This is a genomic window from Rahnella bonaserana, assembly GCF_019049675.1.
Lineage (GTDB): Bacteria > Pseudomonadota > Gammaproteobacteria > Enterobacterales > Enterobacteriaceae > Rahnella > Rahnella bonaserana.
Genome location: NZ_JAFMOW010000055.1, coordinates 48,313 through 67,062, shown reverse-complemented (window position 1 = coordinate 67,062; position 18,750 = coordinate 48,313). Strand labels below are relative to the sequence as shown.

At 53.3% G+C, this 18,750-nt stretch carries 19 protein-coding genes and 1 pseudogene; 7 read left to right on the top strand and 13 right to left on the bottom strand.

The features are described 5' to 3' along the window. Nucleotides 1-87 precede the first annotated feature (87 nt). From J1778_RS05730 to J1778_RS05720, 3 genes and pseudogenes are all read left to right on the top strand, one after another. Nucleotides 88-1,269 (top strand): VENN motif pre-toxin domain-containing protein, encoded by a 1,182-nt coding sequence (locus tag J1778_RS05730; RefSeq protein WP_338019637.1) that lies wholly within the window; start codon nt 88-90, stop codon nt 1,267-1,269. 329 nt (nt 1,270-1,598) lie between these two features. Continuing rightward, nucleotides 1,599-1,730: pseudogene (locus J1778_RS24695) on the top strand (hemolysin); the annotation flags it as partial. A 320-nt stretch (nt 1,731-2,050) separates the two neighbouring features. Further along, nucleotides 2,051-2,317, top strand: coding sequence for a hypothetical protein (locus J1778_RS05720; RefSeq protein WP_217172354.1), 267 nt, complete (start codon nt 2,051-2,053; stop codon nt 2,315-2,317). A 127-nt stretch (nt 2,318-2,444) separates the two neighbouring features. Here the strand turns inward: J1778_RS05720 and yigL are convergent, their stop codons facing one another. Continuing rightward, entirely contained in the window at nt 2,445-3,254 is an 810-nt protein-coding gene (gene yigL, locus J1778_RS05715; RefSeq protein WP_113878084.1) for a sugar/pyridoxal phosphate phosphatase YigL, read from the bottom strand. 48 nt (nt 3,255-3,302) lie between these two features. Continuing rightward, nucleotides 3,303-4,295: a lysophospholipase L2 gene (gene pldB / locus J1778_RS05710; protein WP_217172353.1), complete on the bottom strand. Its 993-nt coding sequence runs from the start codon at nt 4,293-4,295 to the stop codon at nt 3,303-3,305. A gap of 121 nt (nt 4,296-4,416) precedes the next feature. On the opposite strand from pldB, the gene rhtB reads away from it, so the two are divergent. Then, nucleotides 4,417-5,037 (top strand): homoserine/homoserine lactone efflux protein, encoded by a 621-nt coding sequence (rhtB, locus tag J1778_RS05705; RefSeq protein WP_217172352.1) that lies wholly within the window; start codon nt 4,417-4,419, stop codon nt 5,035-5,037. A gap of 64 nt (nt 5,038-5,101) precedes the next feature. On the opposite strand, the gene rhtC is transcribed toward rhtB, so the two are convergent. The 3 genes from rhtC to pldA all read right to left on the bottom strand — a co-directional run bounded on the left by rhtC (nt 5,102) and on the right by pldA (nt 8,597). After that, a complete protein-coding gene (rhtC, locus tag J1778_RS05700; protein ID WP_217172351.1) occupies nt 5,102-5,719 on the bottom strand; it encodes a threonine export protein RhtC in 618 nt (205 codons plus the stop codon). A 37-nt stretch (nt 5,720-5,756) separates the two neighbouring features. Beyond that, on the bottom strand, nt 5,757-7,589 hold the full coding sequence (gene recQ, locus J1778_RS05695; protein ID WP_217172350.1) for an ATP-dependent DNA helicase RecQ: 1,833 nt from the start codon (nt 7,587-7,589) through the stop codon (nt 5,757-5,759). A gap of 129 nt (nt 7,590-7,718) precedes the next feature. Next, nucleotides 7,719-8,597 carry a phospholipase A gene (gene pldA, locus J1778_RS05690; protein ID WP_217172349.1) on the bottom strand — a complete coding sequence of 293 codons (879 nt, stop codon included), beginning with the start codon at nt 8,595-8,597 and terminating at the stop codon, nt 7,719-7,721. Between the two features lie 254 nt (nt 8,598-8,851). Here pldA and J1778_RS05685 point away from each other — a divergent pair, with 254 nt between their 5' ends. Together J1778_RS05685 and rarD are read left to right on the top strand one after the other, a co-directional pair. Then, entirely contained in the window at nt 8,852-9,334 is a 483-nt protein-coding gene (locus J1778_RS05685) for a thioesterase family protein (protein WP_217172348.1), read from the top strand. Between the two features lie 47 nt (nt 9,335-9,381). Beyond that, nucleotides 9,382-10,296: an EamA family transporter RarD gene (gene rarD / locus J1778_RS05680; RefSeq protein WP_217172347.1), complete on the top strand. Its 915-nt coding sequence runs from the start codon at nt 9,382-9,384 to the stop codon at nt 10,294-10,296. Here rarD and J1778_RS05675 read toward each other — a convergent pair. From J1778_RS05675 to ysgD, 3 genes are all read right to left on the bottom strand, one after another. Further along, nucleotides 10,261-11,313 (bottom strand): AbrB family transcriptional regulator, encoded by a 1,053-nt coding sequence (locus J1778_RS05675; protein WP_420804065.1) that lies wholly within the window; start codon nt 11,311-11,313, stop codon nt 10,261-10,263. The two genes, rarD and J1778_RS05675, sit on opposite strands and share 36 nt — an antisense overlap. Before the next feature lie 21 nt (nt 11,314-11,334). Beyond that, nucleotides 11,335-12,285, bottom strand: a complete 951-nt coding sequence (corA, locus tag J1778_RS05670; protein ID WP_217172345.1) for a magnesium/cobalt transporter CorA — start codon at nt 12,283-12,285, stop codon at nt 11,335-11,337. 167 nt (nt 12,286-12,452) lie between these two features. Beyond that, entirely contained in the window at nt 12,453-12,509 is a 57-nt protein-coding gene (gene ysgD, locus J1778_RS24845) for a YsgD/CorL family protein (protein WP_369921081.1), read from the bottom strand. A gap of 205 nt (nt 12,510-12,714) precedes the next feature. Between ysgD and J1778_RS05665 the strand changes: the two genes are divergently transcribed. After that, on the top strand, nt 12,715-13,191 hold the full coding sequence (locus J1778_RS05665; RefSeq protein ID WP_217172344.1) for a WbuC family cupin fold metalloprotein: 477 nt from the start codon (nt 12,715-12,717) through the stop codon (nt 13,189-13,191). Between the two features lie 122 nt (nt 13,192-13,313). Here J1778_RS05665 and uvrD read toward each other — a convergent pair whose 3' ends face one another. The 5 genes from uvrD to dapF all read right to left on the bottom strand — a co-directional run bounded on the left by uvrD (nt 13,314) and on the right by dapF (nt 18,714). Continuing rightward, nucleotides 13,314-15,479: a DNA helicase II gene (gene uvrD, locus J1778_RS05660; protein WP_217172343.1), complete on the bottom strand. Its 2,166-nt coding sequence runs from the start codon at nt 15,477-15,479 to the stop codon at nt 13,314-13,316. An 85-nt stretch (nt 15,480-15,564) separates the two neighbouring features. Next, entirely contained in the window at nt 15,565-16,281 is a 717-nt protein-coding gene (yigB, locus tag J1778_RS05655) for a 5-amino-6-(5-phospho-D-ribitylamino)uracil phosphatase YigB (protein WP_217172412.1), read from the bottom strand. After that, the gene (gene xerC / locus J1778_RS05650) at nt 16,281-17,192 is read right to left on the bottom strand and encodes a tyrosine recombinase XerC (RefSeq protein WP_217172342.1); all 912 of its coding nucleotides are present in this window, start codon (nt 17,190-17,192) and stop codon (nt 16,281-16,283) included. The genes yigB and xerC overlap by 1 nt, the downstream gene beginning before the upstream one ends. After that, on the bottom strand, nt 17,189-17,893 hold the full coding sequence (locus J1778_RS05645) for a DUF484 domain-containing protein (protein ID WP_101079448.1): 705 nt from the start codon (nt 17,891-17,893) through the stop codon (nt 17,189-17,191). Before J1778_RS05645 ends, xerC begins: the two co-directional genes overlap by 4 nt. Next, on the bottom strand, nt 17,890-18,714 hold the full coding sequence (gene dapF / locus J1778_RS05640) for a diaminopimelate epimerase (RefSeq protein WP_217172341.1): 825 nt from the start codon (nt 18,712-18,714) through the stop codon (nt 17,890-17,892). Before dapF ends, J1778_RS05645 begins: the two co-directional genes overlap by 4 nt. Between the last annotated feature and the right edge of the window lie 36 nt (nt 18,715-18,750).

Genomic DNA, 18,750 nt, shown 5'->3' with positions numbered 1-18,750 from the left:
CCCGGCTAAGTCGCCGGGATCTTTTATCCGATATTTGATAAAGAGAAAGAGCAGAAGCGGCTGGAAATCGCGCAGGCGCTGGGCGATGTGGGCAGCCAGGCGGCAGATATTGCACGGACGGCGGGTGAGATTAAAGGGCTGGAGAAAGCGAAAGCCGCGCACCCGGAACTGAGCGGCAAAGACCTGCTGGAGACTAAAGAGTACAAAGACACCCAGAAACAGTACGGCACCGGCAGCGACATCCAGCAAGGTATCAGCGCAGCGACGATGGCGCTTCAGGGGCTGGCGGGCGGTGATATGGCAGCGGCACTGGCAGGCGGTGCGGCTCCGTATCTGGCGGAGCAAATCAAGAAACAGGTCGGCGAAGATAACGTTGCCGCCAATGCCATCGCCCACGCGATTGTGGGCGGTGTGATCGCAGAGCTTCAGGGACGTGACGCCGCTGCGGGAGCGGCAGGTGCAGCCACCGGTGAGCTAATCGCACAGGCACTTTATCCGGGCGTAAAACGCGAAGACCTGACGGAGAACGAAAAGCAGAAAATCGTGGCGCTGAGTACGCTGGCCGCGGGTCTGGCGGGTGGACTTGCAGGTGATGATACGGCGGGTGTTATTGCCGGTGCGCAGGGTGGGAAGAATGCGACGGAATACAATCACTTTAATCTGCCTTCAGGGATGATGGATTATATTGATACAGCAGGCTCGTGGAATCAGTTTGCGGTAGATAATAATCTCTCGCCCGAACAGATACAGGCCGGGCTGGATAAAATAGCGAAAGGAGATTTGCCGGAAGGAGCGAATATCACCAAAGCGATAGTCGAAGGTTATCAGGATGGCGTATTTATGGCCGGGGCGTTTTATCTTGGTCCGACAATAGCCATAGGAAAAGGTATTACCGGGGCGGTGATTGGTGGCGGTGCTAACTCTGCATTCCAGTATATGAATATGGCACCGGGCAGTGAGTTCAGTTATTACAGTGCAGCGGTTGCGGCAGGAGCGGGTTATCTTGCTCCGGGCTATAAAATCGGTGGCAACACGCTTATTAATATGGGTGGCGCATTTATGACGGATGGACCGAGCTTGTCTGGTCAGGGTGGAGCCATTGCAGGTTCTGTGTTTGGTGGCGGATTTGGGAAGTATGCGCCTGATCTGCTTGCGCCGTATGCAGGATCTTTTTCCGGGGTAATAGGAGATATCGGTTCAGCATCTTTCTTTGAAATATCCAATGATACAGTTAAAGAATTAATAAACAATAAGGATAATAAATGGTGAAGAAGGAAATGACACTTTTTATATTTATTCTCATGTTTATATACATGACTGTAGCCTTTTTTTATTAGGTATCTCTACCCGAATTATAACTGCCATAATTTGTACAGGAGAGTTTTATCTATCTGTATCTGGTACGATAAAAGTTGTCAAAATGAGTGTGGTTGCTGGTATTTTTATTTCAGTAGGAGCTTTTATCTTTAATCGAATAGATATTTACAACGCCCGAAAAAAACCTCCAATCGATCCTGATAAATGACTTTAACAAGCAAACATCCCGGTCGCCTGCGCCGGGATATTTTCCCGCTCACTCAGCAAGCCGGATCACCGCAATGAACAGCGACTACAACTCGGTGGTTGAGCAGTCCGGTATTTTTGCCGGTGACGGCGGTTTTGAAATCACGGCAGGCGGGCATACGCAGCTCGATGGCGCGGTGATTGTCAGCACAGGGTCGGCGAATAAATGAAACGGCCTTTTACTCTTTTGATTTTTAACATTATGTATTGCTCTGTGTTTTTTGGGATCACATTCCCTGTAGGAATGTGGTTAGTATTTAAAAATACTGAACTCTTTTCATCTGATGGTGTTTTCTATGCTAGGCAAGGAATATATTTTGGAGTGATTTGTGGAATAGTAATCTGGTTCATTTATCGGTTCAATTTACATCGACGCAAGTAGGCTTGTTAAGAATAACATTCTTGCATATGATATTAGTGGTTCATATATTTTTGAGTATGGGAATGATGCTACTAAAACGTTAATAAAAAAGATTGAGGGTAAATAATGTCCTTAATAAATAAAGTTAATTATTTAATGTTGCTTATATATTCAATGGTGTTTTTTTCGGTACTTGGCATTGGATATAGAACTATCATTGCTCTTATATCATTATGGGTTATTGGTGAATTTTCTTATGATTGGCATCAAGTCATTATTGGATTGAAGATGGCTATTGTAGCCGGTTTTGCAGTCACTTTAGCTGCATTCGTCTTCAATAAAATAGACGAATACAACGCCCGTAAAAAGCTCCCAACCGAGCCTAATGAATGACTTTAACAAACACACATCCGGGCTAACTGCGCCGGGAAACTTTCCTCGCTCACTCAACCATAAGCCGGAAGCTCCCAAAGCAGGACAAACGCCCTGCTTTGCTTTTACGACTTTGCTTTAAAACTGATTAGCTTTCTTCAGCCAGATACATTTTACGCAGGTAATGCGGCACGGCATCGTCGGCGTTGGATCCGATGATTTCTGCATCCGGCATGGCGGCTTTCAGTCGTGGCAATGAACCGCTCATCAGACAACCTTTACCGGCCATAGTCAGCATTTCAAGGTCATTCAGGCCATCACCAAAAGCGATGCAATCTTTCAGCGAATAACCCATCAGTTTGGAGACATATTCCAGCGCATGGCCTTTTGACACGCCGCCTGCCATCACTTCCAGACATACCGGCAGTGAGAAACTGACGTTCACACGGTCGCCCCAGCGCGCATTGATCGCTTCTTCCAGTGGCAGCAGTTTTTCGTGATCTTCACAGGTGAAATACACCTTGCAGATACCGTCAGTTTCCAGCAAGCCTGGTTCATAGAGTTTGTATTTGAAAACGGATTCACGGAAGAAATCATCCTGATCGGCGCGGTCACGGTTCATGTACCAGTCATCATTACGATAAACGTTGGTCAGAATATCCGGGTTGTTATGCATGATGCCGAACAGGTCTCTGGCGATGTCTTCATCCAGATTGTGCGAGAAAATCAGGTCGCCGTCGGTGTTATGTACGCGCGCACCGTTGGAGGTGATCATGTACGCGCTGATTTCCAGATTGTCGCGCATCTGCGCCACGTCGATATGGTGACGCCCGGTGGCGAACACGAAATGCACGTCGCGCTGTGTCAGCAGTTTCAGCGTCTCTTTGGCGAACGGGCTCAGGGTATGATCAGGTGATAGCAGCGTGCCATCTAAATCGGAAGCAACAACATGGTACATAGCGTTAGGTTCTAACCTCTGATGGAGTTGTGCGCGGCGAACCGCGGATTAATGCTGTCGCGCAAAAAAGCGCATGATGGCGTCCAGCGCCTGTGCCCTCAGGTCGTCCCGTTCAAACAGGATCTCATGGCGCGCGCCTTCAATGACCAGCGGTTTTTCCCCTTCACAAGGGTGCCCCGCAATGGCCATGGCCTGACAAAAAGCAAGGTGGGACCGGTTATCCACCACACGGTCTTCGCTCGCCTGCAATAAAAGAACAGGAGTGGTGATTTTTTCGGCTTCTTTCAGGATATGCATCCCCGCCTCAATCCCTTCACGCACCCAGTGATAGGTAGGTCCGCCGACCTGCAACTCAGGATAATCCGCGTAAAACCGCAGATTGCGGCGATAACGTGCGCGGCTGTGCGTCAGGCGGTTGACCACAAATGGCAGCGGCCGCCAGTGGCCGGTACCCAGCGCATAGCCGTCACGACGAACCGGACGATTTTCCGCCCAGTTAAGGATACGGCGTGATAACCAACCCGGCATCGGTAAATAAATACCTGTCATCGGCGCAAGTAAGGCCGCAGCATCGAAATTCTGCGGATTTTTAGCCAGATACAGCGCCAGGATCGCACCGCCCATGGAGTGTGCCAGCGCAAACTTTTTCTGGTACTGACGCGGCGCAATCTCAAGCTGATAAAAGCGGTCGAAATCTTCGACATAATCATCAAAGTGCTTCACGTGACCGCAATGCGGATCGTCGAGCATACGCCCGGAACGTCCCTGACCACGGTGATCGACAATCATGACATCGTAGCCGCAATGGAATAAATCGTAGGCCACTTCAGGATATTTTACGTAGCTTTCTATACGACCCGGTGACACAACGATGACTTTATCGTGAGCAGGCGAACAAAACCGGACATAGCGGACAGGGACATCATCAACGCCGCTAAACTCGCCTTCTTCGCGCGTCCGCCAGAAATCCAGCAAAGGCCCGGTCGCAAAGGCTGCAAATTCCTTCTCACGTGTTAACCACTTCGCATAATTCACAGGCATTCAATGATCCAAAGTCGTCGAACTGGGAGGATGAAAGTGTTATTTGTGAGCTATAGCGCAATTATAGACAATGGCGTATTGTGCCATAAAACAACCTAAAACGTACTCAGGGAGTCTCGCAATGACACTGGACTGGTGGTTAACCTACCTGCTCACCACTTCTATTTTAAGTTTATCACCCGGTTCCGGCGCGATTAATACCATGAGTACGGGCATCAGCCACGGCTATCGTGGTGCCGTCGCATCGATTGCCGGTTTACAGCTCGGTTTAACGATCCACATCGTGCTGGTCGGTATCGGGCTGGGTGCGCTGATTTCATCATCGCTGCTGGCCTTTGAGTTTCTCAAATGGTTTGGTGCCGCCTACCTGATCTGGCTGGGTATTTGTCAGTGGCGCTCCGCCGGGGCGATTAACCTGAACGCACTCGCCAGCAGTATGCCGCGACGCCGTTTGTTCAAGCGCGCCATTCTGGTCAACCTGACCAATCCAAAAAGCATTGTGTTTCTGGCTGCACTATTCCCGCAGTTTATCATTGCGCACCAGCCTCAGGCTGCACAATACGTGGTACTGGGTGTCACCACGGTGGTTGTCGATATCATTGTGATGATCGGTTACGCCACGCTGGCCACACGCATCGCCGGTTGGGTGAAAGCACCGAAACAAATGCAGTTGCTGAACCGCATCTTTGGCTCGCTGTTTATGCTGGTCGGAGTGTTGCTGGCGAGTGCCAGGAAAGTTTGATTTCTCAGAATGCAAAAAGGGTCCGGCATCAACCGAACCCTTTTTTATTAACCGGCGACTTCGCTCAGCGGTTGATGATTAAGGCAACACCAAAGCCTGCAAACACCACACCCGCCACGCCATCAATCCATTTCGCCAGACGCTGATAACCGCGGCGCATTTTCGGCAGCGCGAAGACCAGCGCCACTAATGAGAACCAGGCCAGGGTTTCCACGACGATCAGCAGAAATATGCCCAGACGTTCGCCGCCGCTGACACTGTCGCCCACGAACATCGAGAACACGCTGCCGAAGTAAATCACGGCTTTGGGGTTAGAAAGATTGGTCAGCAGACCGCGCATAAACGTGCGACCACGGGCAGGCAGTGCCACCGGTGTATCATCGCCGTTTTGTTTCTTAGCACGTGCAGATTTCAGCAGTTGCCAGCCCATCCAGCACAGATACAGGCCACCACCGACAGTGATAATCTGATGCAACCAGGCCATTTTTTGCAGAATTAAATGCAAGCCCATCAGCGCAACAGCCGCCCAGACCAGAACGCCCAGCGTAATGCCAATCACGCCCATCATGGCTTCTTTACGCGACCGGCTGGCGGCGGTTTGTGAGACAAAGAAGAAGTCCGGCCCCGGACTCATCAGCGCGATCAGATGGACCATCGCAACCGTCAGGAATAGCATCAGCATGATTAACTCTCTGTGTTATGTGTAGGAAACAGAATTCTTATTCGTCGCCGTTATCGATATGATCGCGGATCATCGCCATAAATGGCCTGCCGAATTTCTCCAGCTTACGCTGACCGACACCGGTGATGTCCAGCAAATCGCTCGCGCTGACCGGCAGATGTTCAGCCATTTCCAGCAGCGTCGTGTCGTTAAATACCACGTACGGCGGCACATTATTGTCATCCGCCAGTGACTTACGCAGTTTACGCAATTTAGCAAACAACTTACGGTCATAATTCCCGCCGTATGTTTTCTGGCTGGCACTGCTTTTGATTTTGAGCGTCTGAATACGCGGCACCGCCAGCTGTAACGGAATTTCACCACGCAGCACCGGACGCGCCGATTCGGTCAGTTGTAACGCGGAGTGCATGGCGATGTTTTGCATCACAAGGCCGAGGTGGATCAGCTGGCGAACCACGCTGGTCCAGTGCTCGTTACTGTGCTCTTTGCCGATACCGTAAACCGACAGCTTCTCGTGGCCGTATTCGCGGATACGCTGATTGTTCGAGCCGCGCAATACTTCGACTACATAACCCAGACCAAAACGCTGGCCGACGCGTGCGATAACGGACAACGCTTTCTGCGCGTCCAGCAAGCCATCGTAGCGTTTTGGTGGATCCAGACACACGTCGCAGTTACCGCAAGCGTTCTGTTTACCTTCACCAAAGTAATTGAGCAGCACCAGACGGCGGCAGGTCTGTGCCTCTGCGAATGCGTTCATGGCATTCAGTTTATGGCGTTCAACATCCTGCTGGGCGCCAGCCGGTTTTTCTTCCAGACAGCGGCGCAACCAGGCCATATCGGCTGGATCGTAAAGCAGTACGGCTTCCGCAGGCAGGCCGTCACGTCCGGCACGCCCCGTTTCCTGATAATAAGACTCAATGGTGCGCGGAATATCGAAGTGCACCACAAAACGCACGTTAGGCTTGTTGATACCCATACCGAAGGCGACGGTGGCGACCACAATTTGCAGGTCGTCGCGCTGAAAACCTTCCTGTACGCGGGCACGGGTTTCGTTATCCAGCCCTGCGTGATAAGCGCCAACGCTCAGCCCGCGGCTTTGCAGTCGTGCTGCGGTGTCTTCGACTTTGGCGCGGCTGTTACAGTAAATGATGCCACTTTTGCCGCGCTGATCCTGCACAAAGCGGATCAACTGATCGAGCGGCTTAAATTTTTCTACCAGCGTGTAACGGATATTCGGACGGTCAAAACTGCTGACCTGAATCAGCGGGTCATTCAGTTCCAGCAGACGGACAATATCATTACGTGTGGCTTCATCGGCGGTAGCGGTCAGCGCAATCACCGGCAATTGCGGATAGCGCAGCTTCAGCTGGCCGAGGGCGCGATATTCAGGACGGAAATCGTGGCCCCATTGGGAAATACAGTGGGCTTCATCGACGGCAAGCATCGCCGGATTCCACTGTTGTAGCTGTTCGAGGAAATCGCCCATCATCAGGCGTTCCGGCGCGATATACAGCATTTTGATACGCCCCGCGCGACAACCGGCCATCACGTCCAGCTGTTGCTCACGGGTTTGTGTCGAGTTCAGGCAACCGGCTTCAACGCCCGCCGCCATCAGCTGATCGACCTGATCTTTCATCAGGGAAATAAGCGGCGAAACGACCAGCGTCAGGCCGTCCATCACCAGTGCGGGGATTTGATAGCACAGCGATTTACCGCCGCCTGTTGGCATCACTACCAGACAATCCCGGCCTGAAATGGCGGTGTTGATGATAGTTTGCTGGCCTGGTCTGAATTGCTGATAACCGAAGGTATCGCGTAATACCTGATGAGCCAGCTCTTCTTTGTTTATCACTGCCGCCGTAGACACTCAATTCCCCAACTGTTCAAACCACCCGGCTAAGCCCTAAAGCCGCCGGGGCTGTACTGCACCGACATAATATACCCTAAATAATCCGCGATGCAGCTAACGCAACTGCAACCAGACGTATGGCGGGGATTACATGATGTCGTTAAGCATAATGCCGACGCCGATGCGGGTCTGCTTATGGTTATAGTCGATCAATGACTCGCCGTAACCGCTGAAGACCTGAGTATAGAAGCGTACCTGTTTGGAAATCGGGTAGCTCCAGCCGGTCGTTGCGCCGCCGTAGCCGGTATTCCAGTTATAACGGCTTTCGACGCTGAACACGCTGTCGCCCCACGCATAACCGACTTTAAGGCGGTAATAGCCCATGTACTTGGCGATGTCCGGGTTATCGTCGTCTTCATCGCTTTCAGGGATGCGATACCATGGTTTGAGATCAACCTGCCAGTTGCCGTGTTGCGCCATGAAACGGGCATACACACGGTTCCAGCTGCGGGACGTCGGGTCCGAGCGGCCGTTAGACTGGTGACTGACACCATATTCAGCTTCGCGCAATGTCCATCCGAGGAAATCGTAATCCGTTGCCCAAGCCAGGAAAAGTTGTGGCTCGTAGTTGGTCTCACGGAAAGGTGAAGACTGCCCGCTGTTAGAAAGCTGCCAGAATGATTTTTGCGTGTAAGACGCGCCAAGCACGGAGTTATCTCCAGCCAGACCACGCCACAACGGGAACGCCAGACTGAGCTGGAACTCAACTTCATCATGACGCGCTTTATCGGCCCAGTCGTAAGACTCAATCGCTTTCTTGTTGATATTGCTGGTATCGGTGTAAATCAGATAGTTCGGTTCGTAAGGATACAAGGTGAACGGGTTGTCGTGCTCCTGCAACATATTCGCAATAATACTTCCGCGTACAGCAGGTTTATCATGTACTTCCTGTACCGTGGCTTCCTCTGCATAGCCCAACAATGGCAACGCCAGCAACGTGGCACCGACAGCCCAATTTTTACGCATTATTCCTTACCCTCACCCTAAAGTTATTGATTCATTATTTTTGAAAATAAGCCTTCCGCCCGGCCGGCAATGCGCAGACTACAATCCGGAAATCTCAAAGCAGAGCATTTTACACACAAATACATTTCTACATGAGTACTGAATACATTTATCCTTAGCGGAGTAGTAATCCCATCCTCCCGCACCTAAAATCAACACTTCGTTAACTTTTTCGGCGAACATACGATCCACTCTTTTTCGTCAGGAATTCATTCATGTCTGCTTCATCTCTCAGCCACGAGGCTGCCCTGCAACTGATCGGCAATATTTTCGTTTACGATATGCCATTTAACCGCGAACTGGGCCTCGAGCTGAAACGTCTCGACTGCGACTACGCAGAGTTAAAATTTACCAACCAGACCAAACTGGTGGGTAATGCCGCACAAAAAATCCTGCATGGCGGGGTGATTGCGGCGGTGCTGGATGTCGCCGCCGGTCTGGTCTGCGTGACCAGTTCGCTTATCCGTCGCGACAAACCCGATCATCCTTTGCTGGAGGCCGAAATGCGCCAGCGGTTGTCAAAGATGGGCACCATCGATTTACGCGTGGATTATCTGCGTCCGGGCCGTGGCGACTACTTTATTGCTTCGGCAAGCCTGGTCCGCGCCGGTAATAAAGTGTCAGTGGCGCGTGTCGATCTGCACAGCGATACCGGCATACACATTGCCACGACCACGGCGACCTATATGGTCGGCTGAAATCAGGTAAACTCCGCTTCTTTCCTTACTCTTTTTTCAGGTACCTCATGGACGCACACCGTACCCGGCAAGGTGTTATTTTTGCCTTTATTGCCTATCTGATCTGGGGAGTCGCGCCCGCGTACTTCAAGCTGATCAAACAGGTGCCCGCTGACGAAATTCTGACCCACCGGGTGATCTGGTCCTTCTTCTTTATGTTAGTGCTGCTCTCCGTCAGCCGCAGCTGGGGCGATGTCCGGCGGGTGTTAGCACAACCGAAGAAAGTCGGCATGTTACTGATTACTGCCCTGCTTGTCGGTGGGAACTGGCTGATATTTATCTGGGCGATAAATCACAATCATATTCTGGAAGCCAGCCTCGGCTACTTTATCAATCCGCTGGTGAATGTGGTGCTCGGCATGCTGTTTTTGCGCGAAAGGTTCCGAAGTTTGCAATGGTTTGCCGTGGCACTCGCTTGCACCGGCGTGCTGGTACAGGTCTGGGTATTTGGCTCGGTGCCGATTATCGCCATCGGGCTGTCCCTGACGTTTGCCTTTTACGGCCTGCTGCGCAAAAAAATCGGTGTGGATTCGCAAACCGGCATGCTGATTGAAACGCTATGGCTGCTGCCGGTCGCCGGGATTTACCTGTTCTTTATTGCCAACAGTCCGACCAGTAATCTGGCTGCTAATCCGTGGTCGCTGGACTTGCTGCTGATGGCAGCCGGGATTATTACCACCATCCCGTTGCTGTTCTTCACTGCCGCCGCCGCCCGCCTGAAGCTTTCAACGCTGGGCTTTTTCCAGTATCTCGGCCCGACGCTGATGTTCCTGCTGGCAGTGGTGTTTTACGGTGAAACCGTCAATACGTCACAGCTCATCACCTTTGGCTTTATCTGGGTGGGATTACTGTGCTTTATCACCGATGCGCTGTATACGCAGGGCCGTTTACGACGAGGAAGAAGCGGGCACAGCGCTGCGTGAAATAAAGCGCGCCATCGCGGGACCGGTTGCCAGGATGGTGATCAGACGTAACGTCTGCATCGCCATCACAAAGCCTAAATCCGCATGGCTGCCCGCTGCAATAATTGCCACGGTATCCAGCCCGCCCGGACTGGTCGCCAGATACGCCGTCAGCATATCCACACCCAGCAATTTGGTCAGCACCCACGCCATACCGCCGCAAATCAGCATCAGCCCGATAATCGACGCGATCATCTGCGGCAGCGTGCGCAATGCCAGTTTAAATATCGGTCGTGTGAAGCGCAGTCCGACGCTCCAGCCAATCAACGTGTAAGCCATCGCCAGCAGCCACTCCGGCACTTCTAAGGTCACTGTACCGGTGGAATGCAAAATCGCGCCGACAATAGCCGGGAGCAGCAACGCGCCGGAAGGTATGCGCAGACGCGGCCCCAGCCAGACACCGGCCACCGCCAGAAAGAGCGTCGCAAAGAAACGCCAGGTGAGCGGCGGAAACCACACCACTGCCGCCGCAAGCGATGCGCTGTCGCCCATTGCCATGCGTGCAACAAATGCAGCCGCTGTGGCCACAAACAGTACGCGCAGATACTGCATGAACGCGACCAGACGCACATCAGCCCCAAAATCACCGGCCATCGCGACCATGGCGCTGGCACCGCCCGGCGATGAGCCCCAGGCACCTGTGGGACCGGGCAACTGGCTAAAACGTACCAGCAGCCAGCCGGAAAGCCCGCTGGCCAGCAGCGTCGCCACCAGCACCATCAGCACCAGCGGCCAGTCATTGAGTAACGGGGGTAATATCGACGGCGACAGGCTTTGGGCAATCATGCAGCCCAAAACGCCCTGCGATATTTTGAAAAACAGCGGATGAATGCGCACGCTGGCGCCCAATAAACCCATGACGACGCCGACAATCATCGGCCCGAGCAGGAGCGCAGCAGGAACGTGGAAGGTTTGAAAAATAATGCCCAGGATCAGCGAGGCAACAACGAGGATTGTCCACTGGCCCGCCGGAGCCATCCTTTCCATCAACATGGCCTGTTATAACCAGTTTTTACGTTTGAAGTACAGATAAGGTGCCAGACCGGCGAGGATCATCAGCGCAATCGCGCCCGGATAACCGAATGACCATTTCAGCTCAGGCATGAATTCGAAGTTCATCCCGTAGCTGGATGCCACCAGCGTTGGCGGCAGGAACACCACGGAAACCACCGAGAAAATCTTGATGATGCGGTTCTGTTCGATGTTGATAAAGCCCATCGCCGCCTGCATCAGGAAGTTCACTTTCTGGAACAGGGATTCGTTGTGCGGCAACAGCGATTCGATGTCGCGTAACACTTCGCGCGCCTGCTCCAGCTGACCTGCGGGTAAACGGGCTTTGCGCACCAGGAAATTCAGCGCCCGTTGGGTATCCATCAGACATAAACGGACTTTCCAGCCGATATCTTCCAGTTCTGCCAGCGTGGAAAGCGCGGCGTCATATTCGTCGCCCTGATGCCCTTCCATGATCACACGGCTGAGTTTTTCCAGATCGCTGTAGATGTTTTCGATCTCGTCCGCCAGCTGTTCAATTTTGGTTTCGAACAAATCAAGCAGCAGTTCATAGGCATTCCCATCAACCAGTTTCTGATTACGGGCACGCATACGGTAGAGACGAAACGCCGGTAATTCGCGTTCACGCAGGGTGTACAAACGGCCTTCGCGCACGGTAAATGCGACGGTGCTGTTACCCGCATGATCGTCGGCATCTTCGTAATAAAAGAAGGAGTGAATGTGCAGACCGTCTTCGTCTTCAAAGAAACGCGCAGAGGCTTCGATGTCGTCCAGTTCAGGACGCGTCGCCAGGCTTTGCCCTAATTCGCATTGAACGCGCTCACGTTCCTGTTCGTCAGGCTCAACCAGATCTACCCACAGCGAAGTTTTGAGATCGTCTGACTCGTCCAGCTCTAAACGGGATAAGCGGCTGTTTTCTAATTTAAAAGCACTCAGCATGTGCCCGTTCTCCCAAAAATTACGGAAAGTGGACAACGCGTTGAAGCACAGAAAATCACGGAGTGAAAAATGTCACCGGCGTAATTCAGACCAACTTCAGATCTGACTCACAGCGACAGAACGGGGGTCGCTGACAACCACTAAGGCCATCAGCAATGAGGAGGGCCTTAGAAGTGGTACCTGGAAAACAGGTTATTGAGCCAGTATCTACTGGGTGTGTCCAAGGCGCAGTTCCTCATTGATAATAGTGCGCGCATGTTACGCCGGTAATAAAAAGACTGTCAACCGCGAACAAATCTATTCTGGCAACATTTATGCATAAATTTCAGGCGGTGTTGATAACCTTTACCCGCTTATGTCTGATCGTTTTTTTGGCTACACTCAGACACCGTATTTCCCCGTTACCGGGCTTCTCAGGCAGAGACTGAAATGATTAAACAAATAAACCAGGACACGCTGTGTGATCTGATCACCAAAGCCGCTCATTCCCCGCGACTGCGTCAGAATCTGAATATCCATCCGGCGCCGGAAGATGACGTGCAACGGCTGGCCATTGCGATGGAACCGGGTACTTACGTGCGTATCCACCGCCATCCACACACCTGGGAAATGCTGACCGCCCTGCGCGGACGTTTTCTGGTACTGATTTACGATAACAGCGGCAACGTCACCGATCGTCTGTGGCTCGGTGCAGAAACCCGCCTGCTTGAAATCCCGGCCAACACCTGGCACAGCGTGTTGTCCCTCGACGAAGGTGGCGTGATTTTTGAAGTGAAACACGGCGCGTATCAGCCGGTGCAGGAACAAGATTATCTGCCAGGCACGCCGCCGGAAGGCGAAGAAGGCGTAAAAGAAACGCTGGAATGGTATGCGAAAGCAGAAGTGGGTGAGGTTTTCGCCCTTTAATACGCCGTTGTGCAAGCGTCAGCGGCGCAGCGAGGTTGAGTCCGGCCAGAGCGGAGACACCGGAATGGACACCTAGTCCATGAGGATGTCGAGCACTGCCCGGCCTCAAGATCGCAAGTAAGCTAGCTTGCGGCCTCTAACCTGGCGTAGGCGGCGACAAGCCACTTAATCCCTTCCCCCGGGAACGCCACCTGCAGACGGCTGTGTTCGCCGCTGCCTTCCATGTTAACGATGGTACCTTCACCAAATTTTGGATGCAGGACGCGCTGGCCGAGTTTGAAGCCGGTATCGCTGACGCTGGTTGGCGTGCCGACGCTGCGGTTGCTCATCGGACGTGACACATTGGCGCGCATCCTGACTTCTTCGACACAATCCTCCGGTAATTCTCCGACAAAACGTGACGGACGGTGCGAGACTTCTTTGCCGTATAAGCGGCGGGTTTCGGCGTAAGTCAGGGTCAGTTTTTGCATGGCGCGGGTAACGCCGACGTACGCCAGACGGCGTTCTTCTTCCAGACGTCCGCCTTCTTCCAGCGACATCTGGCTCGGGAACATACCTTCTTCCATGCCGACGATAAACACCTGCGGGAATTCCAGCCCTTTCGCCGAGTGCAACGTCATCAGCTGCGTGGCGTCCTGATTAGCGTCGGCCTGCCCTTCGCCCGCTTCCAGCGCGGCATGGGACAGGAATGCCTGCAACGGCATCAGGTCTTCGTCTTCATCCTGATAGCTGAACTGACGCGTTGCCGTCACCAGTTCCTCTAAGTTTTCGATACGCGCCTGGCCTTTTTCGCCTTTTTCCTGCTCATACATAATGAACAGGCCGGAATCTTTGATCACCCGGTCAGTCTGCACATGCAGCGGCATGTCTGACGTTTCATGCGCCAGTGCATCAACCAGTTCGGTGAAACGCTGCAGGGCAGACGCCGCACGCCCTGCCAGAACCTTTTCCTGTAACAATGCGCGCGTGGCCTGCCACATGGTCAGCTGACGGTCACGGGCGGTCTGACGCACCACATCCAGCGTACGGTCGCCGATGCCGCGCGTCGGGGTGTTCACCACGCGCTCGAACGCAGCATCGTCATTACGGTTAGACATCAGACGCAGATACGCCAGCGCATCTTTGATTTCCTGACGGTCGAAGAACCGCTGTCCGCCATAAATGCGGTACGGCATCGCCATCTGCAATAAGGCTTCTTCCAGTACACGCGACTGGGCGTTACTGCGGTAAAGAATGGCGCAATCTTTCAGCGCACCGCCGTTGTCCTGCCAGGTTTTGATGCGGTTAACCACAAAGCGCGATTCATCCAGTTCATTGAACGCGCAATACAGTGAAATTGGCTCGCCCTCGCCGTCTTCGGTCCACAGGTTTTTACCCATACGGCCGTTATTATTTTCAATCAGCGAGTTAGCGGCTTTCAAAATGGTGCTGGTCGAACGGTAGTTCTGCTCCAGACGGATAGTTTCCGCATTCGGGAAATCCTTCAGGAAGCGCTGGATGTTTTCAACCTGCGCACCGCGCCAGCCGTAAATCGACTGGTCATCGTCGCCGACGATCATCACGTTATTGTTGTCACCCGCCAGCAGACGGATCCACGCGTACTGAATGCTGTTGGTGTCCTGGAATTCATCCACCATCAGGTTGGTAAAGCGTTCGCGGTAATGCTGCAAAATGTGCGGCTTGTTTAGCCAGAGTTCATGGGCGCGCAATAACAGCTCGGCGAAATCCACCAGCCCGGCACGGTCACAGGCTTCCTGATAGGCCTGATAGATACGCAACCAGGTGGCTTCAACAGGATTGTTATAAGTTTCAACGTGCTGCGGACGCAGACCTTCGTCTTTTTTGCCGTTGATGTACCACATCGCCTGACGCGGCGGCCATTGTTTCTCGTCGATATTCAGCGCTTTGATCAGACGCTTGATCAGACGCATCTGGTCGTCGCTGTCGAGGATTTGGAAATCCTGCGGCAGATTCGCGTCTAAATGGTGCGCACGCAGCAAACGGTGAGCAAGGCCGTGGAAGGTGCCAATCCACATGCCGCCCTGACTGGTGCCGATCAGCTGGTCGATACGGTGGCGCATTTCCGCCGCCGCTTTGTTGGTGAAGGTGACCGCCATAATGGAATACGGTGAGCACTTTTCGACGGCCAGCAGCCACGCGATGCGGTGAACCAGCACGCGGGTTTTGCCACTGCCTGCCCCGGCCAGTACCAACAGATTGCTGCGCGGCGCGGCCACGGCTTCACGTTGTTTTTCATTCAGGCTGTCGAGCAGGTCAGAAACGTCCATAGGCACCGTTTGTCAGGATGAGAAAAGCACTCACCTGGTGAATGCTTTTCTACTGTGAATTTATACAGAGTAATTTAAGAAGGGATTATAGCAATGCTGTCAGCGATGCCAACTGCGAAATCTCAATATGCGGTAACAGACGGGCATCCTTAATGTGCATCAGGTCGCCTTCGCGCAAATTAATCCAGCACGATTGCATTCCGCAGCGCACGGAACCCGCGACGTCCGTGGTCAGGTCATCGCCCACGTGGAGAATGTTTTCCAGCGGGATATCCAGCTTCATCGACGCCTTTTTATACATGTCGGCGTAAGGTTTCGCCCGGCCGTGATCGCCCGCGCGCAGAGTAAACTGGAAATATTGCGCCAGACCACAGGCGTGCGGATCGGCGTTCCCGTTGGTGATCGCCACTAAAGGCCAGCGTTCTGCCAGGGCAGCGAGCGCGTCGTGATTTTCACCCGGAACATAAATCCGGCTGCGCCACTTGGCGAAGGTTTCCATCGCCGCTTTCGTGCCCAGCGTGGCATCACTTTCGCTCAGACCTGCGCGTTTCATTGCCAGCAATACCGCCTGACGACGCCATTCGGTGACGTCGTGATAGATCTCCGCATCCTCTGCCAGCAATTCTGCGCGCATCAGGCGGATGGTGTCCGGTGCCATATCGGCCAGTGCCGGATGGAAACCCTGAATCGATTTCAGCGTTTCAGAATCGGTACGACGGATAACATCGTAATTGTCATACAGCGTGTCGTCTAAATCGAAGGTGATCGCTTCAATGCGTTTCAGCGGACGATAGAACTTCATCATGATTTTCCTCGTTTTGCGCGGGGATGCGCGGCGTCGTAAACCGTCGCCAGATGTTGAAAGTCCAGATGGGTATAGATTTGCGTGGTGGACAGATTCGCGTGGCCCAGCAATTCCTGTACCGCGCGTAAATCGCCGCTGGATTCCAGCACATGCGTGGCAAACGAGTGACGCAGTTTATGCGGATGGATATGGCTGTTCACGCCCTGTTTCACACCCCATTCGGCAAAGCGCTTCTGAACATTTCGCGCAGAAATACGGCAGCCTTTGCTGGACAAAAACATCGCGTCATCCTGCGGATTAAACAGACTACGACGTTCCAGCCAGTGTTCCAGCCAGGTGACGGCCGTGCGCCCGATCGGCACTTTGCGCTCTTTACTGCCTTTACCCAACACGCGCACTTCACCGGAGGCCATATCGATATGCTTGCAGTCGATGCCCACCAGTTCAGAAAGACGCAGCCCGCCGCCGTACATCACTTCCAGCATTGCGCGGTCACGCACGGAAAGCGGATCGTTGAGATCGATTTCCAGCAGTTTATTCACTTCATCGACATCAAGATTTTTCGGCAAATGCTTAGGTGAACGCGGGGTGGAAATCCCTTTGGCAGGATTGGCGCTCAGTACGCCCTGACGCACCAGCCAGTCAAGGAAACTGCGCAGTGAAGACATGCGCAGCGCCAGACTGGAAGGCCCTAAACCGGCGCGTTTACTGCGCGCCAGTAACATACGAACTTTTGGTGCATCGAGTTGCTGCCAGTCAGAAATACCTATCTCACCTGAGATGGCGATCAGGGCTTCTAACTGGCGGCTGTAATTGGTCGTGGTGAGCGGGCTGAGTTGACGTTCGACGTGCAGGTAACGCAGAAACGCCTCGACCGCGGGATACAGAGGCGATTCAGTATGGCTCATACCCGTTCGATCCAACGTTCCAGCAGGCCAGGTAGCATTTTAGCCAGCTGATCGAGTAAGACGGTGCCCATTCCCGGCTGATAGTGCTGCGGGTCGCGGCTGCTGAAAATCAGCACGCCCAGTTCACCCTGCTCACCCATCAGGGAAAGCGCGACAGAACCGACGGCTTTGGCCTGCGGTAATAAAAGCAACAATTCCGGACCGTTCAGGCCACCCAGGTAATGCGGGGTTTCGCCCAAACGCTGAATACGCATCGATTCAAATGCGCTTCGACTCACCGCCAGATGGGTGAAATCAGAAGGCGCGCCGATACGCCAGCCTTCGCTGAACAGACGCACATTGGCGCCCGCCAGTCCGAGACTGCGTGCCCAGCGTTGCAGACGGTTCAGCATATCCTGCAAACTGCTGGCCGCCGCGAGCGTGGCCTGTAGTTCGATCATCCGCCCGAACAGCGATTCGTTGATCGACGCCTGCTCCATCAGCAAGGTAATTTCTTCTTCGAGCTGTGCAATCTGATGACGCTGACGACCGAGCTGCCATTCAACCAGCGAAGTGCTGCCTTTCACCGGATGCGGTACGTGCATCTGCTCAACACTTCGGGCATTGCGAATAAAGAAATCCGGGTTTTGCAGCAGATATTGCATCACGCTGTCGTCGTCGAGTGCTATCACCGGTTCAATCTGGTCATCAAGATTGTTCATAGATGAATAAATCCGTCGTAAACATGAGTGGCAGGTCCGGTCATATACAACGGATGACCCGGCCCTTTCCAGCGAATTTCGAGGCTGCCTCCCGGCAGTTCCACCTGAACTTCTTCAGCAAGTAACCCTTGCTGGATACCTACAGCGACGGCGGCACAGGCACCACTTCCGCACGCCTGTGTTTCACCTGCACCCCGTTCGTACACGCGTAATTTAACGCTTTCCGGACTGAGGATCTGCATAAACCCGACGTTCACACGCTCGGGAAAACGCTCATGGCTTTCCAGCATTGGCCCGAGGAGGTCGACTTCAGCCGTTAATACATCCTCGACCTGCAATACGCAGTGCGGGTTTCCCATCGACACGACGCCGCAAAATACTGTGCGCTCTTCTGCACGCAGAATATAGGTCTTTTCCGGTTTCGCTGCACGGAAAGGAACCTGTTGCGGCTCGAACACCGGCTCGCCCATGTTGACCTGAACGTCTTCATCTTCCGTTACCGTCAGCACCATGCGACCGGTCTGCGTACTGACGCGAATGTCGCGTTTGTTAGTCAGACCTTTAATGCGGACAAAGCGGGCAAAGCAACGCGCGCCGTTGCCACACTGCGCCACTTCGCTGCCGTCGGCATTGAAAATGCGGTAGTGAAAATCTAATTCGGGGTCATAAGGTGGCTCTACCACCAGCAGTTGGTCAAAACCCACGCCACGGTGACGATCGGACAAACGGCGGATCAACTCAGGCGAGAAGTAGACATTTTGAGTGACGGCATCAACGACCATAAAATCGTTTCCCAGGCCGTGCATTTTGGAGAACTGCATAACTGACTCCGTTTACCGCTGGTCAAATCCAGTCGC